Raw genomic sequence first — 19104 nt, forward strand, 5'->3', positions numbered from 1 at the left:
AAACTCAAATCACATTGATTTGAGCCTTTTGTTACTTGTTCGAGTTTGCGTTTGTATATGCTTCATGTAACAAGGACAATTCTTTTTCTAATGTATCCAAAATCTTTCTTCCTTGTTCACGTTCAATTAATCCCAATTTCACGGCGAAATCGATTTCCCGGGACAAACCAAACATTTGTGTATCCAGAACTTCTTCGTACAAAGGACATTGCGGCATCGTCAAATGATCCATTTGCACTTTGATCAAACGCGCTATTTTATCTGCATCTTCAAGCAGCAATTCCAACGCTTTTTCCTGGAAGGAAGCTTGAGTTTTTTTCTCCATGAGGACGCCCCCATTAATGTAATTTCTTCTATTCTATCTTAATAAAGTTTATCTTTTAGCAAATAAAAATGCAAGTGGCAACACAAGATAGAACAGTTAGAAATGATTATTTCTTTATTATGTGAAAATCTAACTGTATACTGATATATGTAAAATAGTTAAGGGGGAGAATTCTGATGGAAAGCATCATTCCAATTAAAGGAAAAGTGAAATATAAATTGACGTTGGATCCATCCGTGTGGATTTTTGACGATCGAAGAATTGATTTGAAAACATATTTTACAAAACCAAAAGAAAATGAGGACGAAGATTTAAAATACTTGTTTAAAATGGGCGAACATTGGTCCCGTGAAATTATGGAAGGTGCAACATTCCCTCCTACTTTAAAAACGGAAAGAAAATTTGACCGGAAAGGGATGCAAACCGGTACGTTCGGCATGGAAATAAAATATTTCCTTAACAATGCCGAAATCGAAGAAGATGCAACAAAAGTGGTCTTTGAATGCAAAGATGGCACAGAGCACGCTTTTGCAATCGATGATGCATACAAATTGATTTTCAAATTTAGCCAAGATGGTAAGCCGCTGACAGAGGATGGGCCTGTTCATATTATTTTTGGTGACGGTTCCAATTTGGACAACCCAATCAAAAACATTGCAGCGATTCGGGTGGAATAGGATTTAACCTATGCGTGTCCAATGTGTAATTTGTGATTCCATCCATGAACTGGAAGACGACTCACCACTGGCTAAAAGATTAAGAAATCGGCCGATCCACACATACATGTGTGAAACTTGCCATGATCGCATTACAACAAAAACGCTGGAGAGACTGGCGACGGGCAAATTCCGTTTCTTCCGCAGCTCTTCAAGCATTGATGAAGAACTATGACAATATCATTTTCCCGCAAAAAAATGGCCTATTATGAAATCCAAAATGGAATTTCATAATAGGTTATATTTTTTATTCTTAAGGATGAACAAAATGTTGCATGATGGATTACTCATTTTTGATCAATCGTCTCTCCAGCATTTCCACCAGCTGGTACATGAGTGTTGCGAAGATGGCAATGATGAGGAGCGACATTAATACGAGATTGAAGTTGAACACTTGGAATCCATAAATGATCAAATAGCCGAGCCCCTGGGAAGAAACGAGGAATTCGCCGACAATGACCCCTACCCAAGACAATCCCACATTCACTTTTAATGTGGAGATGATTGTCGGAAAAGAGGCGGGCAAAATCGCTTCTTTGAACATTTGCCATTTCGTCGCATTGAAGGTTTGCAACACTTTCAGATAGTTGGCATCCACGTTGCGGAAAGATGTGTAAATGACGATGGTGGAAATGATGACGGAGATGATGGCCCCCATTGTGATGATGGATGTCATCCCTGGACCGAGAGCAACAATCAAAATCGGTCCAAGTGCGACTTTCGGCATGGAATTCAACACAACCAAATACGGGTCCAAAATTTTGGAAAAAGTCGGGAACCACCAAAGAATGGCCGCCAAAACCGTGCCTACGAGCGTCCCCAAAATAAACCCGAGAACCGTTTCAAACAATGTATAGTTCATGTGGATAAAAATCGTGCCATCCGAAATCATGTTCATCAGTAACCGGAAAATCCTCGAAGGCGCGCTGAATATGAGCGGATCAATCCAGCGGTTGGAAGAGGCGGCTTCCCATATGGCAAAAAAGCCGATCAGGATGAACAACTGGTAAAATCGAATCCATCGTTTTTCCTTCGCCAATCTTTTCTTATATGCCAGATGGAGTTCTTTAATGTTCAAGGCTTTCAAGCTCCTTCCAAATTTGTTGAAATAATGGTGAATAGCTTGAATGGCTTCTTGCTTCAAAAGGAGTCAAGTTTCTAATTTCTTCCGGCACTTCAAAGGTTTGATGGATTCGTCCGGGCCTTCTGGAAAATAAGAAAATGCGGTCGCTCATCGCAATGGCTTCCCCGATGTCATGGGTCACAAGAATGGCCGTTTTATTGTACGCTTTTAACATGTTGGATACCAAATCTTCCAGCTTCAATTTGGATTGATAGTCCAGGGCGGAAAACGGTTCATCCAGCAATAGCACTTTCGGATCCACCGCAAGGGTTCTGGCGAGCGCCACCCTTTGCCTCATCCCCCCCGATAATTCCCGGGGATATTTTTTCTCGATGGATGGCAATCCCACATCTTCCAGCAGCTTTGACGCAATATGCCGATCATACTCTTGATTCGACAGTTTTAATCCAAGGGTGATATTTTCCTCGATGGTTTTCCACGGGAATAAATAATCCTGCTGCAACATATACCCGATGGAGAGCTCTTTATTTCCGTACACCTTTTGATTTTCAATGTAGACATTTCCTGAAGTCGGCTGAAATAATCCGGCGATGATGGAGAGAAGGGTTGTTTTACCGCACCCGCTCGGCCCGATAAAGGAAACGAATTCCCCTTCATCAATGGTCAAATGGATGTCCTGTAACGCTTCCGTTGCCGCATCCTTTGAAAAATACGCATGGCTGACGTGATCAACAAGCAAGAAACTCATATCACTTCGTTACCTTCTCGGCGAATGTTGTATCCACCAGTTTTGAGTAATCCATGCGCATCGGAAGCTCCCCTGCCTCTTCCATGATATCCTGCAAGTTGTTCCACTCTTCCTCATCCAAAATCGGATCCTTCGCAAAGGATTCCTGCTGGCGGTAGCGTTCCACCACTTGTGCAATCAATTCAACGTCCGTATCTTCAAAGAATGGCTGAATGGCTTTTGCCACTTCTTCCGCCGGAGCATCATACACAAAGTCTTGCGCTTTTTTGATGGCTCTCGTAAATTTCTCCGCCACTTCCGGATTTTTCTTCAAGTAACTTTCTTTCGCCATAAACACCGTATATGGAACATGCCCGGATTCCGTACCGAATGATGCCACCACATAGCCGATTCCTTCTTTTTCAAAAACGCTTGCGGTCGGTTCAAATAGTTGTACGAATTCCCCCGTTCCGGATGCAAAAGCGCGAGGGTACAAAAGACACTACTGTCATGCCAGGAAAGGTCATCCTAAATACAGATGGCAACATAGGCTTTTGATTCCGGGATGGCCGGCAGTTAGGATGGAAGATTCGGGATCATTGACGGCAGGAATAAGGCCCTAATCGATGTTTGCAGCAATTGATGATTAAGATAAACGGGCGTTTTGCCGAATCCCTAACAAAATAAAAATCGCCCCCAAGAGAAAGAAAAGGATCCCTTTTGTAAAATCGATCATAAAAAATACAACCCCGATTAAAAGATAGCTTGCTACATGTGGATTCTTAAAATTGATTGGCTTCATAAATATTCCCCCTTAAAAATACGGTTGGTGATTTCTACGAATCAATGGAAAAAAAGTTCCCTGATTTTTGCTTGGCCATATTTTCAAAAATAAACATTCCAATCCGCCCAAAAACAAAAAAAGCCCCTTTTTCAAGGAGTCTCCTGATTGCCGGATCTGACTGAAGCTTCCAAACGGGCATTCAATCATTCGCCTTCAAAAAGGGCATCTAAAAAAAGAAGCAAAAAACTGGCGGCAAAAAGGAATACGGATAAGCCCGTCAATAGATACATTACATTCTCAAACGCCGAAACCTTTTTCTCCAACCTCTTTCTCTTTAATTGCCTGTAATAGATATACCCGCAAAATAATAAGAAGAACGTTGCTATTCCTTGTACCGTTTCAAAAAAATGAATCAGCGGACTCACCTCTGCAACATGCAATCAAAAAAATTCTTTTTAACAAAAGATGGTTTAATGGATTAAGCCATCAGTTCGAATATATGTATTTTCACTACAGAATATCTTAAAGGAGAAATCATATTTGTAAAGAAATAACGCCCTAAAGAAGCCGTTCCTCACCTCTGCCCAACAGGGGACTCTCCATTTTTTTATGCGTTATATTTGAAAAATTATCCAATAAAGGCGTATCGTTAAAGTGAGTGAAATAACTGATTGGGGGAAAAGTTATGAAGGACAAATTTAAAAGTTTATTTTCACCTTTTACCTTCCCGAATGGTGTGACATTGAAAAACCGCATCGTCATTGCTCCAATGACACACTGGTCATCCAATCCGGACGGCTCCGTTTCAGAAATTGAATTAAAATACTATGCCCGGAGATCTGCGGGCGTGAGTGCAGTCATCACGGCTTGCGCTTATGTAACCCCAAATGGGAAAGCATTCCACGGCCAATTTGCCGCAGATCGTGATGAAATGATTCCGGGGTTAAGAAAAGTGGCAACCGCGATTCAACAACAAGGAGCCAAAGCCATACTTCAAATCCATCACGGCGGAAGATTATGCCCGCCTGAACTTGTACCGGACGGAGATATTGTTAGCGCGAGTGCGGTTCCGGCTGAAAGACCCGGGGCGGAAACACCCCGATCTTTGACGATTCAAGAAATTGAAGAAATCATTGATGCATTTGGTGAAGCGACCCGCCGCGCGATTGAAGCCGGTTTTGATGGCGTTGAGATTCATGGGGCGAACGGCTATCTGATTCATCAATTTTTCTCGCCACATTCCAACCGCCGGGAAGACCAATATGGCGGCACCCTTGAAAAACGAATGTCGTTCCCGCTTGAAATCATCAAGAAAGTAAAAAGCGTTGTCGACCAACATGCAAAATCCCCTTTCATCGTCGGTTACCGTTTCTCTCCGGAAGAACCGGAAACACCTGGCATTACAATGGCGGATACTCTTGTCTTTGTTGATGTACTTGCAAATCAAGGACTTGATTATCTGCATGTTTCATTAAATGATTTCCGCTCCACTCCAAGAGTCGGCGTCGAGGATTTCACTAAAACGCGGATTGAATATTTACTTGAAACCATCAACGGCCGTGTACCACTCATCGGCGTCGGTTCCATTATAACTGCCGACGATGCGAAAGAAGCGCTGGAAACAGGGGTTGACCTCATTGCCATAGGCAGAGAAATGATTGTGGATCCGGATTGGGTGCAAAAAATCCAGGAAGGAAGGGAAGATGAAATCTCCATTGTCATTTTCACTGACCAACAGGAAGAACTGATCATTCCGGATGGATTATGGGAACAAATCATTTCCAGACCAGGCTGGTTCCCGGTGAAAGAACGCTAAAGATTCCTGATTCATTATAAGTAAACGGAAAAATTGGCCCCATGAAGCTGTACACACATGTGCAGGTCTTTTATGGGGTCTTTTTTTGTAAAAAAGTTGATTCCGACTTGGCGTTTCGACATTTCCGTTTCGGAAAATGACTAATATTATCAATTCAGCACGAATACAATTTAACACCTTAAAAAAACGGGGGGATTTGATTGAATGATGTTAATCCTTCAAAGCAATCGGGTGAAATGGTCATTGGCGGAGTGAAATATTTGCACAAATCCGATGATGGGTTTGATTATTTAACGGATTTATCAGACAACGAAGTGAAAATACACCTGAAATTCACGAAAGATGAGGAGAAAAGAAAGGAAGCCCGCAATGCATTAAAAACCTTTTTCCTGGAGCTATTATAACTTTTGGACGGGTGTGTGGTAATGAAACGGGTTTGGTGCCTTTACCGGGTGTCGAAAAAACAACAAGTCAGCGCAGATGAAGACATTCCTATGCAAAAAAACGCCTGCCATGAATTCGTCAACGGCAAACCCGATTGGACCATCACAAATGAGTTGTACGAAAAGGGCGTATCCGGCTGGAAAAAATCCGTCAATGAGCGGGATGAAATGGCGGCACTAAAAGAAGGAGCTTTAAAGAAAAAATTCGATGTGTTGCTGGTTTTCATGTTCGACCGTTTAGGACGCCGGGAAGATGAAACACCGGTCATGGTCAATTTTCTGATTCAACATGGCATCGAAGTCTGGTCCGTAAAAGAAGGGCAACGGAAAATCGAATCCCATGTCGACAAACTGCTGAATTATATCAGTTTTTGGCAATCCGATGGGGAAAGCCAAAAAACATCCATCCGGGTGAAAGAAGCCAAAAAACAACTGAGTGAACAAGGCTATTTTCAAGGCGGAACAGCACCATTGGGCTATAAAATTGTCGAAACAGAAGAGCGGCATTGGAAAAACAAAGACCGCCGTGTAAAAGAATTGGTGCCGGACGAAATGGAATCGGAAATCATTAAGCTGATTTACCACTTATATGTAAACAAACATATGGGCTATCGAAAAATCGCCGATCATTTAAATGAACAGGGCTATCGTAACCGTGATGGCAAAATCTTTGCTGTGAGCACCATCCAAAGAATACTGTCCAACCCCATTTATATCGGATTTAAAAGATATAAAACGGCTGCAGGAGGAACGCAGCCATTTAACGAAAAACTGCAAATCCTTCCTGAGGAATTGTTTTATCAGGCTGAGCGAATCCGAAAAATTAGACGCGGCAACATGAAAGAACAGGACAAATCGGATATCCCGAGATCAGGAAAATTGCTGCTGTCAGGCCTTGCCTATTGCAAATATTGCGGTTCAAAGCTGACTTCCAATTACCTTTACAAATCTTCAAAAGATAAAAGGCATAAAACCGCCATTTACCGATACCGATGCCCTTTAAACAAAGGCAAAACTTATTGCCGTCACCGTCAAAACATATGGGGTGGAAAAAAATACGACACGCTCATTATCAATAAACTCAAATCCATCCTATCCCAATTCGAACTTCAACCATACCTGGAAGCAGGCAAACATTTGAAAGCTGAAAGAGTAAAACTGAAAGAACAAAATATCAAACATTTAAAAAAAGAGTACGTTGATTTAAAGAAACAGCAGGAAAAACTGAATTTAGAAATCGGGAAGGCTTTGATCGGCGAGAGCGCATTTACACCGGAACAGCTTTCTCTTGCCTTGGAAACAATTGAAAAACAAATGGAGGAAAAGTCGGCGCTAATCCATTCTTTGACGGAAGAATTGCAAAAAGAACGGGAAACCTGTTCAGATGTCAATTTCTTGGCGAATGAATTGAAACATTGGGCGCAAAAGTTCGAAGTAGCGGATGGGGATCATAAAAAAGCATTGCTCTCGAAATTAATCAATAAAGTGTATTTAGGCAAAAACGAAATTGAAATTGAATTGAATATCGGGTTGTCGGATTATTTTGAAGGGAACATCAATTAAACTTTTTCATCGGAACGGCTCTTCTTGTACGGCATATAAAAATGAGCTATTTTAGTGGCTGGCGTCTACTAAAATAGCTCATTTTTTTAGAAGGTGTCCCGCTTCCTTCGTCAATGGGATCAAACTTTTTGCGCCTTTTTTTGACGCAACTGTTTTGAACGCACATCATACCAAATAAGGCTTGCGATTTCTTTCACTGTCTGTTCCAATTCGGAGCCTTTAAATTCGTCAATAAAAACTTTCAATAAAGCATTGAGTATAATGGTCCGGGGAGATTCGCGATGGAATTCCTCGATGATGGCCATTGTAATTTCTTTCTGATTGCTTGATAAATTTTCCTTGATCAGATCTTCCAGTTTCTTTTTTATTTCTGAAATATCCAAACGATATTGTTTTTTCGAAATGGATAAAATGGTATTTATTTTATCGGCATTTAATACTGCCGTTTTTTCATTTATCATCATATCAATAATTTTTTCCAAATATTTCAACAATATTGAAGCGATTTCCTCCAAAGAAATGGAATGGTGATTGGAAATTTTGCAGGTGAAGGTTAAATATTGAAACATTCCATAAAATAATATTGCCGCTTCAAACCCGTAATTGCGCATTTCATCTCCGTAAACTTCAATCAAACGCAATCGGAACCATTCAAACTCCAATATCCGATGACGCAAAACCAGTTCTTTTAATTCGTCTTCCCCTGAATGCAAAATTTCTTCGTATAGCACATCCAATCCGGATTCCTGATTAATCTTCCATAATACAGCAATCTGGTTGGCGAATACGTTGATATCCGTAGGGTCTTTTCCTATCATGAGTTCGGCCCGTAAAAGTGAGGCATCATATCTCGCCTGCTCCAATATCGCTTCAATACATTCCGTTTTGGAAGAGAAGTAATTATAAAAAGTTCCTTTTGAAATCCCTGCTCTTTCAATGATTTGTTGGATTGATGTTTTCGCAACTCCATGTTCTACAAACAATCGCAAAGCATGATCAATGACCGCTTTTTTTCTTTTATTCATTTTGAACTCCTCTATTTATATAATGCTCTATTTATTATACACAAAAAATCAATGTTGGACTGAATGTATTTTTTTATTGATAAAATTGAACTATGGGTATAAAATGTTTAAGTCGATAAAAAGAAAGAAATGGGGAAAGGGATAATATGACATTAGATAAACAAGGGAAAAAACCGCCATATTTAGTGATTGCAATACTTTTCTTTGGCGCGTTTGTTTCATTCTTAAATAACTCTTTGTTGAATGTTGCACTACCAACAATCATGAAAGATTTTGAAGTGGATTATTCAACTGTTCAGTGGTTGGCTACAGGTTACATGCTGGTAAGTGGTGTTCTGATTCCTGTATCCGCCTTTTTAATTACACGGTTTAAAAACCGTCATTTATTTATTACAGCAATTTCGCTATTCACTATTGGTACCGCATTGGCGGCATATGCTCCCCACTTTGGTGTGCTTTTGGCCGGGCGTATGATTCAAGCGGCTGGCGGTTCCGTAATGGGTCCGTTGCTTATGAACATCATGCTTGTGAGCTTCCCCCGCGAAAAACGTGGCGCGGCAATGGGGATTTTCGGTTTGGTTATGATTACCGCACCGGCAATCGGGCCAACATTGTCCGGTTATATTGTGGAATATTGGGACTGGCGGGTATTATTCGAAATGATACTGCCCTTTGCTGTCATCAGCTTGATTTTAGCCATTTGGAAATTGGAAAACATATTGGAAACACGCGACGTTTCCATTGACTACTTTTCCATTCTATTATCGATTATCGGTTTCGGTGGCGTACTATACGGCTGTTCAACGGCCAGCACTGAAGGATGGTCGGATGCAAAAGTTCTTTCGACGTTGATTATAGGAGCAATCGGCATCATTTGGTTCATCATCCGCCAATTCCGCTTGGAACAACCTTTATTGGATTTGCGCGTTTACAAATACCCAATGTTTGCCGTTGGTAACATCATTTCGATGGTTGTCACAGCCGCCATGTTTTCAGGGATGATTTTAACACCGGCTTACGTTCAGAACGTCCGCGGTATTTCACCGCTTGATTCAGGTTTAATGATGTTGCCGGGTGCCCTCGCAATGGGAATCATGTCACCAATCACAGGAAGATTGTTCGACAAATTCGGTCCGCGTATTTTGGCATTTGTCGGGTTATCCGTTACTGCTTACGGAACTTATTTGTTATCCACGATGGATTTGGAAACAACAAAAACGACCATTGTTTTAATGTACACATTGCGGATGTTTGGTATGTCAATGGTCATGATGCCTATTATGACAAACGGTTTGAACCAATTGCCGAACCGCTTGAATCCACATGGTACAGCGGTCAACAACACGGTTCAACAAGTGATTGGTTCAATCGGAACGGCGTTGTTCGTGACGTTGATGAATTCTGTCGCTACCAATAAAGGGGAAGAATTGGTGGAAGCGGTAAAAGCCGCAAATCCGGCAGAATTGCAAAATCCGACGTTTATCGCAGGGATCCAGCAACAGGCATTGCTTGAAGGTATTCAAGTGTCATTCTTGGTTGCAACAATCGTGACGATTGTGGCTTTAATCTTGACATTATTCTTAAAACGGGTTGATGTAAGCAAAGTCATCGCGGAAAATATTGAAAATAAATAAACGGGTTGAATCAAATCCATTAAACAATGAAGCTGCTTGCCCCTTTGAAGGAAAAGGGATAAGCAGCTTCATTTTGTCATTCACCATATGGTTTAAAATCTTTTCATTGCAACTTCCATGAATCCATCCCGGTTGTAAGTAGTGTCTTATGTACCCGCATGCAAAGGCTGTTGCAATATTGGCAAATTCTATGTTTTGGATCAAGTTTAGATCCTTGTGAGGGTCGATGCCATGTTTTTTCAATACAAATTCCCCAACCATTTGCGGCATGCCGCCTTTGCGCTGGCCAAGGAATGTGGAACCTTTCAGCAGATCCCATGAAAATTCGTCAATTTTTTCCCGGGACACTAAGAACGTTCCATCCGTTTGGGTTAATTGGGCAAAGTTTTTGATCGGATCATTGGCGCCTTGTGCTGTCACATAAATGGAAGTTTCCGCTCCAACAAGGGCAATATCGATTCCACCTGAAAGGAGGGCAGTCATTGTTTTATCCCCGCCGGGAATTGTGGAAAGTTCAATTTCCAGCCCTTCTTCTTCAAAATATCCTTTGGAAATCGCCACGTATTGTGGTGCATAAAAGATGGAACGTGTTACTTCCCCTACTTTCACTTTTGTCATCTCTTTGTCTCCGCACGCGGCAAGAAAAACCATCATCCCTGCCAGCATGACGGAAAGACTAATCTTCCACCATTTCATCCCTCTTACCTCCTTGTTTCGTCAGCATCCATTATCAAGAGTAGGTTATGCGAAGGGAAAATAATGTGTGAATGCCCATGAATTTGGTCCGGCTCCCGGATAACGATACCAATGTGTCTTATCCGCCTTCCAAAAGGAGGGTAAGCTGGCCGATCAAAAATATGAAACCATGGACACATGTGCAACAAAAAAAACGAACCGGGAAAACAGTCCGTTTCCCGATTCGCTCAACTCTACAAATCTTCATTGAAAAATGATTGACCCGATGACAAGTCTCCCTATTTCCCTTGTCAGGAAGCCTCTTTCTCTTCTCTTTTCTCTCGCCATAAACGGATTTTATAGAGAATCAAAACAAGTGCCGCAACAATCAATCCTTCAATCATCGGCAAGAATAGGGCGAAAAAGGTAAGAAGAATACAACCTAGAAATAGAAAAATATAAATGATTATATTTTTCCCCAAACTCAGTTTTTTGGCAAAACCGAGTTTGTAAACAATGGCGGACAGGATGAACACCAGGATAAAAATGATGTATCCTGCCACTTGATTATTCGGTGCGTTTTCGTAAACATAGCGAGTGACTGCCGACATGCGATTAAATACCCGGTCAGAATCACTGACAGCGGCGGATGCCAAAATTAAACCAAATAGCTTCAAGTCGAACAACACCTTTCACATTCCCAAGAAGAGAATTATTCTTGCTCGGCGTATTTTTGTTTTTTCGCCAATTTTTCTCTTTCACTTTTATTTAAAATTTGTTTTCTTAAACGGATGGATTGTGGTGTTACTTCCAAATATTCGTCATCATTCAAAAATTCCAATGCTTCTTCCAGTGTCAAAAGGCGCGGTTTTTTGATGACCGCTGTCTGATCTTTCGTTGCGGAACGGATATTCGTTTTTTGTTTTTGTTTTGTGATGTTGACGGCAAGGTCGTTCTCCCGGCTATTTTCCCCGACAATCATTCCTTCGTAAATATCCGTGCCCGGCTCTACAAATAGTGTACCACGATCTTCTATCTGCATCATACCATAAGTTGTCGCTTTTCCAGTTTCCATCGATACAAGAGCCCCGTTATGGCGGCCACCGACACGGCCAGGAACAACCGGTTGATAGCTGTCAAAGGAGTGGTTGATGATTCCGTACCCTTTGGTGATGGACATAAATTCCGTTGTATACCCGATCAATCCGCGGGATGGCACCATGAAAATGAGGCGGGTTTGTCCATTGCCGTTATTGATCATATCCACCATTTCGCCTTTGCGATTGCCCAATGATTCAATCACGGCACCCACATATTCTTCAGGAACATCCACTTGTACCCGTTCCACCGGTTCGCATTTGACTCCATCGATTTCTTTGATGATCACTTTCGGTTTTGAAACTTGCAATTCATATCCTTCGCGGCGCATATTTTCAATCAAGATGGATAAATGAAGCTCTCCTCTGCCGGAAACAATCCATGCATCCGGTGAATCGGTATCTTCCACCCGCAATGAAACATCCGTTTCCAATTGCTGTCTTAATCTTTCTTCCAATTTACGGGCCGTCACAAATTTTCCTTCTCTTCCTGCAAATGGGGAATTGTTCACAAGAAACGTCATTTGCAATGTCGGTTCATCGATGCGAAGTGGCGGCAACGCCTCTTGATGCTCAATGGCACATACCGTTTCCCCTACGTTAATGTCATCCATTCCGGAAACCGCGACGATATCTCCGGCACTTGCCGATTCAATTTCTTCCCGTTTCAAACCGGAGTAGCCCAACAATTTCGTCACGCGATATTGTTTGACACTGCCATCCAGTTTCATTAGGGCAACGGATTGGCCCACATGGATTTCTCCCCGGAAAATGCGTCCGATTCCGATCCGTCCTACATAGTCATTATAATCCAGCATAGTCACTTGGAATTGCAATGGTTCATCCGAATTATCCACCGGTGCAGGAATGTGATCAATAATCGTATCAAACAAGCATTGCATATCAGCGTCCTGATTTGCCGGATCCGGATCAAGGCTTGCTGTTCCGTTGACAGCTGAGGCATAGACAACCGGGAAGTCCAATTGGTCTTCATCCGCACCCAATTCAATTAATAGATCCAATACTTCATCCACCACTTCCAAAGGGCGGGCAGAGTCTTTATCGATTTTGTTCACCACCACAATCGGTGTCAACTTTTGTTCCAACGCTTTTTTCAATACAAAGCGTGTTTGGGGCATACAACCTTCGTATGCATCCACGACGAGCAGAACCCCGTCAACCATTTTCAGAATACGTTCCACTTCGCCCCCGAAATCCGCGTGTCCCGGAGTATCCAAAATATTAATTTTTGTCCCTTTATAGTGAACGGCAGTATTTTTTGCTAAAATAGTGATGCCGCGTTCGCGTTCTAAGTCATTCGAATCCAATACTCGCTCTTCAACATGCTCATTTACACGAAAAGTTCCGGATTGTTTCAATAATTGATCGACTAATGTTGTTTTTCCGTGGTCAACGTGTGCAATGATAGCGATGTTGCGAATATCTTCACGTAATTTTGTCATGATTCCACTCCAATTTCTTTGTTCATAAGATTAACTGTGTTATTATATCACAAGAACATGAAAAATGTCTTTTTTTAATAACACTTTTTTAACCTTCGAACTCTAAAGGGGGGCTTTTGATGAATAAAGCGAAGTTTGTCATGCTGCTTTTCTCCATCGCTGCACTATTATCAATGGTTTCCATTGGTTACGCGATCGCCATAAGAAGCGTTCCTACAATCATTGCTTGCATCGTGGCATTATGTGCCGTTATGGGAATCGGTTTCCGCATGAAAAGAAAATTTCGTGAAAAAGGGCTGCTATAGTAAAAAGTGCTCGACCTTAAATGGCGAGCACTTTTTATTTTATCCCAGATCCGCAATCTTAAAATTGGATTGGAAAGGTTGATTATTTAATTGGAATGCTGCTTCTCGTCTTTTAATTCGATATAATGTTCCAGCAACAACTGATGGATTGATGGGTTCGCAATAAGGAATGTATCGTGGTTCAATAAATTGAACGGTTGGCCTTTCAAGTTCGATACAACCGCTCCCACCTCCTGGGCGATGACCATTCCGCCTCCGATATCCCATGGAGCCAATCTCATTGATAGATAAGCATCCAGTTTGCCTGTCACCACCAAAGCAATTTCCATGGCGGCTGAACCGTATGAACGGGTGCCGCGCACAGTCCGGATCAGTTTTACCACTTTTTCGTGATTGATTTTTCCATTCGGGATCACCCAGCTGGAGTTGATTCCAATCACAGCTTCTTCAATCTTCAACGGCTTTAATTTGCCGATTTGCTGATCATTGATGAACGCACCTTCGCCTTTGATCGCGTAAATTAATTCATCCCGCATCACATCATACAAATACCCCAACTTCCCGACTCCATCGACAAAGAAACCGATTGAAATCATGAAATTGCGGCCTTGTTTGATGAAATTCATCGTGCCGTCGATTGGATCGATAATCCATAGGGGGCCATCCAATGTCACAATTTTATCCCCCATCCCTTCTTCCCCCAAAATCTTATGGGAAGGGTCCAATTCCTTTATTTTTTCCACAAAATATTGTTCGATTTTCCGGTCGATGTTTGTCACCAAATCATTGGCGCTCGCTTTTGTTTCTATAATCAATTCTTTTGAAAAAGATTCGCGTATTTGATCACCGGCATGAAAAATAGTTTTTATTGCAAAATCGTTTATTTTCCGTAAATCCATTTGTTAAAAACCTGCCTTCTTATCTACCATAGATTTCTACTATTTTGAAATATAATTTCTAAAATTCAGAAATTTCATAAGGCCATTTAAGAATGAAAGATTCCCCTTTATCATTATTTTAACATGATTTATTGAAAAGGGGTCCAAAATTGCCAAAGTTGCAATCCCTGTCATAAAATCTTAATTTTTTTATTTTTCACGTTATTATTATATACTTTTTTAGAAGGCTGCAGAAGATAAATTGAAAACAACCTATGACTTAACATTTTTCAAAAATAAAAAATCACTTGCTCGACGATCAAAGCAAGTGATTCTATAGGAAGGGAAACTGCTTACGCATACGCGTGCAGACCGTTTAATTCATCTTGGATTTCTTTTAAGCGTTTTTTGCATCTTTCCATTTCCTTCGTATCGTTTTCTTGCATCGCGGAATAAAGGGAAGCCAATTCATAATCTAATTCCAACCGTAAAGCGTGTTCATATTGTTTTTCAATATCAACTTTGCGAATAATCTTAACCGTTTGTCTCATGCCACTCACTTTCCTTTCCCAATTATTTTTGTCTCAAGGTGAAGTGCTGTTTGTTACAAGATTTTTCCCAAAAAACATGGAAAATAAACATAAGATTCAAAAAGGAGGAAAACAATTCATGGTTGATATCAAATGGACAAATTCCGATTTTGATGTTTTTACAATAGACGGTTTAGACGCCCGAATGGATGCATTGAAAACGATTGTACGTCCCAAATTCCAAGCGCTGGGGGAACATTTTGCCGGATATTTCAGTGCGAAAACCGGTGATGAATTTTTTGCCCATATCGCCAAACATGCAAGAAGAACCGTCAATCCGCCGAATGATTCATGGGTGGCATTTGCCCCATATAAACGCGGATACAAATCGCTTCCCCATTTTCAAATTGGGCTTACAAACAACCATTTATTCATCGTTGTTGCAATAATTTATGAAGTTCCACAAAAATCTGCCATGGCCCATCGTTTGCTGAATTCATTGGATGCATTTCGGAAGTTGCCTGATGATTTCATTATTTCAGGCGATCATACGTCCCCTGATGCCATTCCTTTAAAGGATGCATTGGATGGCCGGTTGGAGGAACTTCTGGTTCGACTTCGGGATGTGAAAAAAGGGGAATTTTTGGTTGGACGTCATATTCCTCGTGAAACATGCATAAATCTATCTTCGGAAGAGTTTTTAAAAGTGGCGGAGGATACTTTTGAAGCACTTTTCCCAATTTACGAAATGATGATTGGAAAAAATTAAATTGTGCTTTTTGCATTCCATTTAAACGGCATGAACTTCTTCATTTTCTTTTGAATGAGGATTGATTTATTTCCTGCTGTATGTTGTATAAATAAATATGCTGTTGACGACATTAAACATTACATTTTTCAGCCGCTTTTTTTCTTGGAATTTAATAATATTCCGCATCAAGTCTTCATAAAATGCTGTTTGGAAAAAGAAAAAGGAGCCATATTGCTCCTTTTTTTTCGTCAAGAGGATGTGGACTCAATTCATATGAATCCAATCCCCATCCTTTAATTCCCTCGCCTGCTTCACCACAGGGTAGCTTGCATATCCGCTGACCACTTCAAATTCCCGAAAGAGGGTTTTTTCTTCCGCTTTTGAAGGGACGATTTGTTTAAAACGGCGATACTTTTCCAACATCTCCTCCCTTTTGATCCCTTTTTCGTACGCTTGTTCAATTCCCTCAAAAAATTTCACCACTGCAATTATTTCCTCTGTTGACCAATCAGGGGAAATTGGATACGCATATTCCATACGGCTTTACCTCGCTTCATTTGTTTTCTCTTTATCTTCCCCATTTTAACCGAATTTCTTCCGCTTCCCGAATCATACGCTCAAACAATTCTTGTACTGAAGGGACATCTTTGATTAAACCGGTTACTTGCCCTGCCCAACCAAAGCCGTTTTCCGCGTCCCCATCGTAAATAAAGCGTTTATTCGCTTCTCCGCTGATATAGTCTTTAAGGGCTTCATAGGTTGGGGTTTCCTTTTCGATTTGCAATATTTTTTCTGTAAATCCGTTTTTTAAGGCTCGGGCTGGAGTTCCTAATGATCGCTTGATGACCGCCGTATCCGTTTCGGAACTGTTGAGCAAAGCTTTAATATATTCCGGGGAGGCATGCACGCATTCCTTCGTCGCAATGAATCTTGTCCCCATTTCGATTCCTTCCGCTCCCAAAGCCAAAGCCGCCATCAACCCTCGTCCATCTCCAATCCCTCCAGAAGCGATGACAGGGATGGATACGCTATCCACGACTTGCGGTACGAGCACCATTGTCCCCACATCATCTCTTCCCAAGTGTCCCCCTCCTTCTTGTCCAACCACCATCACTGCATCCGCACCAAGTTCTTCCGCTTTCTGGGCTTGACGGCGTGCCGCAACCAAGACCAACTTTTTCACGTCGACCCCTTCAAGCAATTTGAACATCGGAGCAGGATTACCGCCCGTCATCGAAATGACCGGCACTTTTTCCTCGATTGCCACTTCCACCATCGGTTCATAGCCTTTTCCATAATTGCCGAAAGCAAAATTCACTCCGAAAGGTTTATCGGTTTTTTCTTTTGTTTTTCGGATCTCTTTCCTTAATTGTTCAGGAGATTCCAAACTGAGGGCTGTAATTTGTCCGAGTCCCCCCGCATTGGATACGGCGGCCGCCAAATCGGAGTAGGCCAAATAAGCGAGTCCCCCCTGTATGATCGGATATTGGATTCCCAATAATTTTGTCACTCTTGTTTCCCAATTCATCATGCTCATCCCCTTTTTTTCATATTGATTAATGAGTTCTTCAATAAAACTTAAATTTCCTTTAAATTTTTATAGCAAGTGGAGCCTATAGATGCTATAATTTCATTGTTTTTTAAAATTACAATAAAGTGAGGTGGTACCTGCGTTGTCACAGTTAGAAACTCCTCTGTTCGACGCATTGTTAAAACATCGAAACAGACATCCGATCCAATTCCACATCCCAGGCCATAAAAAGGGGCAAGGAATGGATCCTGCTTTTCGAGAATTTATTGGAGACAACGTTTTATCCATTGATTTAATCAATATTGCTCCACTAGATGACTTACATTCGCCAAAAGGTGCAATTAAAGCGGCACAGGAACTTGCTGCCGAAGCCTTTGGTGCTGACCATACATTTTTTTCTGTTCAAGGAACTAGTGGTGCTATCATGACGATGATCATGTCTGTCGTCGGTCCGGGAGATAAAATTTTGGTACCACGAAATGTTCATAAATCTACGATGTCTGCGATTATTTTGTCTGGTGCGATTCCGATTTTCATTTATCCTGAAGTGGATGAAGAATACGGGATCACCCATGGAATTTCTGCCGAATCCGTTGAAAAGGCAATCGAAACATATCCAGACGCAAAAGCTTTGCTTGTGATTAATCCGACTTATTTCGGATTTGCTGCTGATTTAAAACGCATTGTGGAGATCGCACATGCTTCAGATATACCGGTAATTGTCGATGAAGCCCATGGAATCCATTTGAGATTCCATGATGAACTGCCAATCTCAGCAATGGAAGCTGGAGCCGATATGGCTGCGACAAGCGTACATAAGCTAGGAGGTTCTTTGACCCAAAGTTCCGTATTAAACGTCCGGGAAGGGCTTGTGAGCATTAGCCGCGTACAATCCGTATTATCGATGTTGACAACCACTTCAACATCATACCCATTGCTCGCTTCCCTTGATTGCGCCAGAAGACAGCTGGCAATCAATGGCAATCATTTAATCGACAAAACGATCCGTTTGGCAAAAGAAGCAAGAAAACGAATCAATAAAATTCCGCATTTGAAGGTAGCTGGACGAGAGAGGCTCCATTCATCCGCGACATATGATATGGACCCTACAAAGCTGTTGATCAGCGTCAAAGACTTGGGGATTACGGGCCATCAAGCGGAAGAATGGCTCCGGCAAAATGCCAACATTGAAGTGGAATTGTCTGATCTTTACAACATCCTTTGCCTTGTTACATTGGGGGATACAAAAAAAGAAATCAATTTGCTTGTGAATGCATTGCAACGCATGTCCCAGGCATTTGATTCGGAGGCTTGCATAAAAGAAACGGAAGTGAATGTGCCGGATATTCCAGCCCTTGCCATGACCCCAAGAGATGCCTTTTATTCCAGCACGGAAGTGATTCCTTTCAAAGACTCCGCCGGCTATATTTGCGCCGAGTTTATCATGGTGTATCCGCCTGGCATCCCAATTTTTATTCCGGGTGAAGTCATTACCCAGGAAAATATAGACTACATTCAAATGAACATTGAAGCGGGACTGCCGGTGCAAGGACCCGAAGATGCAAGTCTGCAGACGATTCGTGTCATTAAAGAACGGAAACCTATATATTAATATGCGGAAAATGTCAAAAGGGGCTGTCCGAAAAGTCGATTGAATCGACCTTCGGCTCAGCCCTTTTTTCTGTTTTTAGGGTACAAAAAAATCGTCCTTTTTTGATAGAATGAAATTGACCAAAATACATTCTAAAGAAAGGACG

At 41.5% G+C, this 19104-nt stretch carries 20 protein-coding genes and 2 pseudogenes; 9 read left to right on the plus strand and 13 right to left on the minus strand.

What is annotated here, in order from left to right; all coding sequences use genetic code 11:
• Positions 1-31: 31 nt before the first annotated feature.
• Positions 32-325, minus strand: coding sequence for an Fpa/YlaN family protein (locus ACFPOH_RS06235; RefSeq protein WP_342469993.1), 294 nt, complete (start codon positions 323-325; stop codon positions 32-34).
• Positions 326-501: 176 nt separating this feature from the next.
• On the opposite strand from ACFPOH_RS06235, the gene ACFPOH_RS06240 reads away from it, so the two are divergent.
• Both ACFPOH_RS06240 and ACFPOH_RS06245 read left to right on the plus strand, forming a co-directional pair.
• On the plus strand, positions 502-1002 hold the full coding sequence (locus ACFPOH_RS06240; RefSeq protein ID WP_342469994.1) for a peptidyl-prolyl cis-trans isomerase: 501 nt from the start codon (positions 502-504) through the stop codon (positions 1000-1002).
• Between the two features lie 10 nt (positions 1003-1012).
• Positions 1013-1216, plus strand: coding sequence for a YlaI family protein (locus ACFPOH_RS06245; protein ID WP_342469995.1), 204 nt, complete (start codon positions 1013-1015; stop codon positions 1214-1216).
• Between the two features lie 108 nt (positions 1217-1324).
• On the opposite strand, the gene ACFPOH_RS06250 is transcribed toward ACFPOH_RS06245, so the two are convergent.
• The 4 genes and pseudogenes from ACFPOH_RS06250 to ACFPOH_RS06265 form a co-directional block, all read right to left on the minus strand.
• On the minus strand, positions 1325-2119 hold the full coding sequence (locus ACFPOH_RS06250) for an ABC transporter permease (protein WP_342581105.1): 795 nt from the start codon (positions 2117-2119) through the stop codon (positions 1325-1327).
• Positions 2109-2873 carry an ABC transporter ATP-binding protein gene (locus tag ACFPOH_RS06255; protein ID WP_390309066.1) on the minus strand — a complete coding sequence of 255 codons (765 nt, stop codon included), beginning with the start codon at positions 2871-2873 and terminating at the stop codon, positions 2109-2111. The genes ACFPOH_RS06250 and ACFPOH_RS06255 overlap by 11 nt, the downstream gene beginning before the upstream one ends.
• Before the next feature lies 1 nt (position 2874).
• A pseudogene (locus tag ACFPOH_RS06260) lies at positions 2875-3336 on the minus strand (ABC transporter substrate-binding protein); the annotation flags it as partial.
• Between the two features lie 162 nt (positions 3337-3498).
• The gene (locus tag ACFPOH_RS06265) at positions 3499-3654 is read right to left on the minus strand and encodes a hypothetical protein (RefSeq protein ID WP_390309067.1); all 156 of its coding nucleotides are present in this window, start codon (positions 3652-3654) and stop codon (positions 3499-3501) included.
• Between the two features lie 667 nt (positions 3655-4321).
• Here ACFPOH_RS06265 and ACFPOH_RS06270 point away from each other — a divergent pair.
• The 3 genes from ACFPOH_RS06270 to ACFPOH_RS06280 all read left to right on the plus strand — a co-directional run bounded on the left by ACFPOH_RS06270 (position 4322) and on the right by ACFPOH_RS06280 (position 7458).
• On the plus strand, positions 4322-5452 hold the full coding sequence (locus ACFPOH_RS06270) for an NADH-dependent flavin oxidoreductase (RefSeq protein ID WP_342581103.1): 1131 nt from the start codon (positions 4322-4324) through the stop codon (positions 5450-5452).
• A 200-nt stretch (positions 5453-5652) separates the two neighbouring features.
• Entirely contained in the window at positions 5653-5856 is a 204-nt protein-coding gene (locus ACFPOH_RS06275; RefSeq protein ID WP_342470000.1) for a hypothetical protein, read from the plus strand.
• Positions 5857-5877: 21 nt separating this feature from the next.
• Positions 5878-7458, plus strand: a complete 1581-nt coding sequence (locus tag ACFPOH_RS06280) for a recombinase family protein (RefSeq protein WP_342581102.1) — start codon at positions 5878-5880, stop codon at positions 7456-7458.
• 119 nt (positions 7459-7577) lie between these two features.
• Here ACFPOH_RS06280 and ACFPOH_RS06285 read toward each other — a convergent pair whose 3' ends face one another.
• A complete protein-coding gene (locus tag ACFPOH_RS06285; RefSeq protein ID WP_390309068.1) occupies positions 7578-8483 on the minus strand; it encodes a TetR/AcrR family transcriptional regulator in 906 nt (301 codons plus the stop codon).
• A gap of 146 nt (positions 8484-8629) precedes the next feature.
• On the opposite strand from ACFPOH_RS06285, the gene ACFPOH_RS06290 reads away from it, so the two are divergent.
• Positions 8630-10117: a DHA2 family efflux MFS transporter permease subunit gene (locus ACFPOH_RS06290; RefSeq protein ID WP_342581101.1), complete on the plus strand. Its 1488-nt coding sequence runs from the start codon at positions 8630-8632 to the stop codon at positions 10115-10117.
• Between the two features lie 153 nt (positions 10118-10270).
• Here the strand turns inward: ACFPOH_RS06290 and ACFPOH_RS06295 are convergent.
• The 3 genes and pseudogenes from ACFPOH_RS06295 to typA form a co-directional block, all read right to left on the minus strand.
• Positions 10271-10783 (minus strand): annotated as a pseudogene (locus tag ACFPOH_RS06295) (ABC transporter substrate-binding protein); the annotation flags it as partial.
• 320 nt (positions 10784-11103) lie between these two features.
• Complete coding sequence (locus ACFPOH_RS06300) at positions 11104-11403, minus strand: YlaH-like family protein (RefSeq protein WP_342471166.1); 300 nt, start codon at positions 11401-11403, stop codon at positions 11104-11106.
• 101 nt (positions 11404-11504) lie between these two features.
• Positions 11505-13352: a translational GTPase TypA gene (typA, locus tag ACFPOH_RS06305; protein ID WP_342470004.1), complete on the minus strand. Its 1848-nt coding sequence runs from the start codon at positions 13350-13352 to the stop codon at positions 11505-11507.
• A 119-nt stretch (positions 13353-13471) separates the two neighbouring features.
• On the opposite strand from typA, the gene ACFPOH_RS06310 reads away from it, so the two are divergent.
• Entirely contained in the window at positions 13472-13657 is a 186-nt protein-coding gene (locus tag ACFPOH_RS06310; RefSeq protein WP_342470005.1) for a YlaF family protein, read from the plus strand.
• An 86-nt stretch (positions 13658-13743) separates the two neighbouring features.
• Here the strand turns inward: ACFPOH_RS06310 and ACFPOH_RS06315 are convergent, their stop codons facing one another.
• Positions 13744-14556, minus strand: a complete 813-nt coding sequence (locus ACFPOH_RS06315; RefSeq protein WP_342470006.1) for an inositol monophosphatase family protein — start codon at positions 14554-14556, stop codon at positions 13744-13746.
• 332 nt (positions 14557-14888) lie between these two features.
• A complete protein-coding gene (locus ACFPOH_RS06320) occupies positions 14889-15086 on the minus strand; it encodes a hypothetical protein (protein ID WP_342470007.1) in 198 nt (65 codons plus the stop codon).
• A gap of 118 nt (positions 15087-15204) precedes the next feature.
• Here ACFPOH_RS06320 and ACFPOH_RS06325 point away from each other — a divergent pair, with 118 nt between their 5' ends.
• The gene (locus tag ACFPOH_RS06325) at positions 15205-15834 is read left to right on the plus strand and encodes a YktB family protein (protein WP_390309070.1); all 630 of its coding nucleotides are present in this window, start codon (positions 15205-15207) and stop codon (positions 15832-15834) included.
• Positions 15835-16080: 246 nt separating this feature from the next.
• On the opposite strand, the gene ACFPOH_RS06330 is transcribed toward ACFPOH_RS06325, so the two are convergent.
• Positions 16081-16353 (minus strand): UPF0223 family protein, encoded by a 273-nt coding sequence (locus ACFPOH_RS06330; RefSeq protein WP_390309071.1) that lies wholly within the window; start codon positions 16351-16353, stop codon positions 16081-16083.
• A gap of 31 nt (positions 16354-16384) precedes the next feature.
• Positions 16385-17347, minus strand: a complete 963-nt coding sequence (locus ACFPOH_RS06335) for an NAD(P)H-dependent flavin oxidoreductase (protein ID WP_465270739.1) — start codon at positions 17345-17347, stop codon at positions 16385-16387.
• A gap of 142 nt (positions 17348-17489) precedes the next feature.
• Here ACFPOH_RS06335 and ACFPOH_RS06340 point away from each other — a divergent pair, with 142 nt between their 5' ends.
• Positions 17490-18959: an aminotransferase class I/II-fold pyridoxal phosphate-dependent enzyme gene (locus ACFPOH_RS06340; protein WP_342581097.1), complete on the plus strand. Its 1470-nt coding sequence runs from the start codon at positions 17490-17492 to the stop codon at positions 18957-18959.
• Positions 18960-19104 lie beyond the last annotated feature (145 nt).

Source organism: Ureibacillus suwonensis (assembly GCF_042655065.1).
GTDB classification, from domain to species: domain Bacteria; phylum Bacillota; class Bacilli; order Bacillales_A; family Planococcaceae; genus Ureibacillus; species Ureibacillus suwonensis.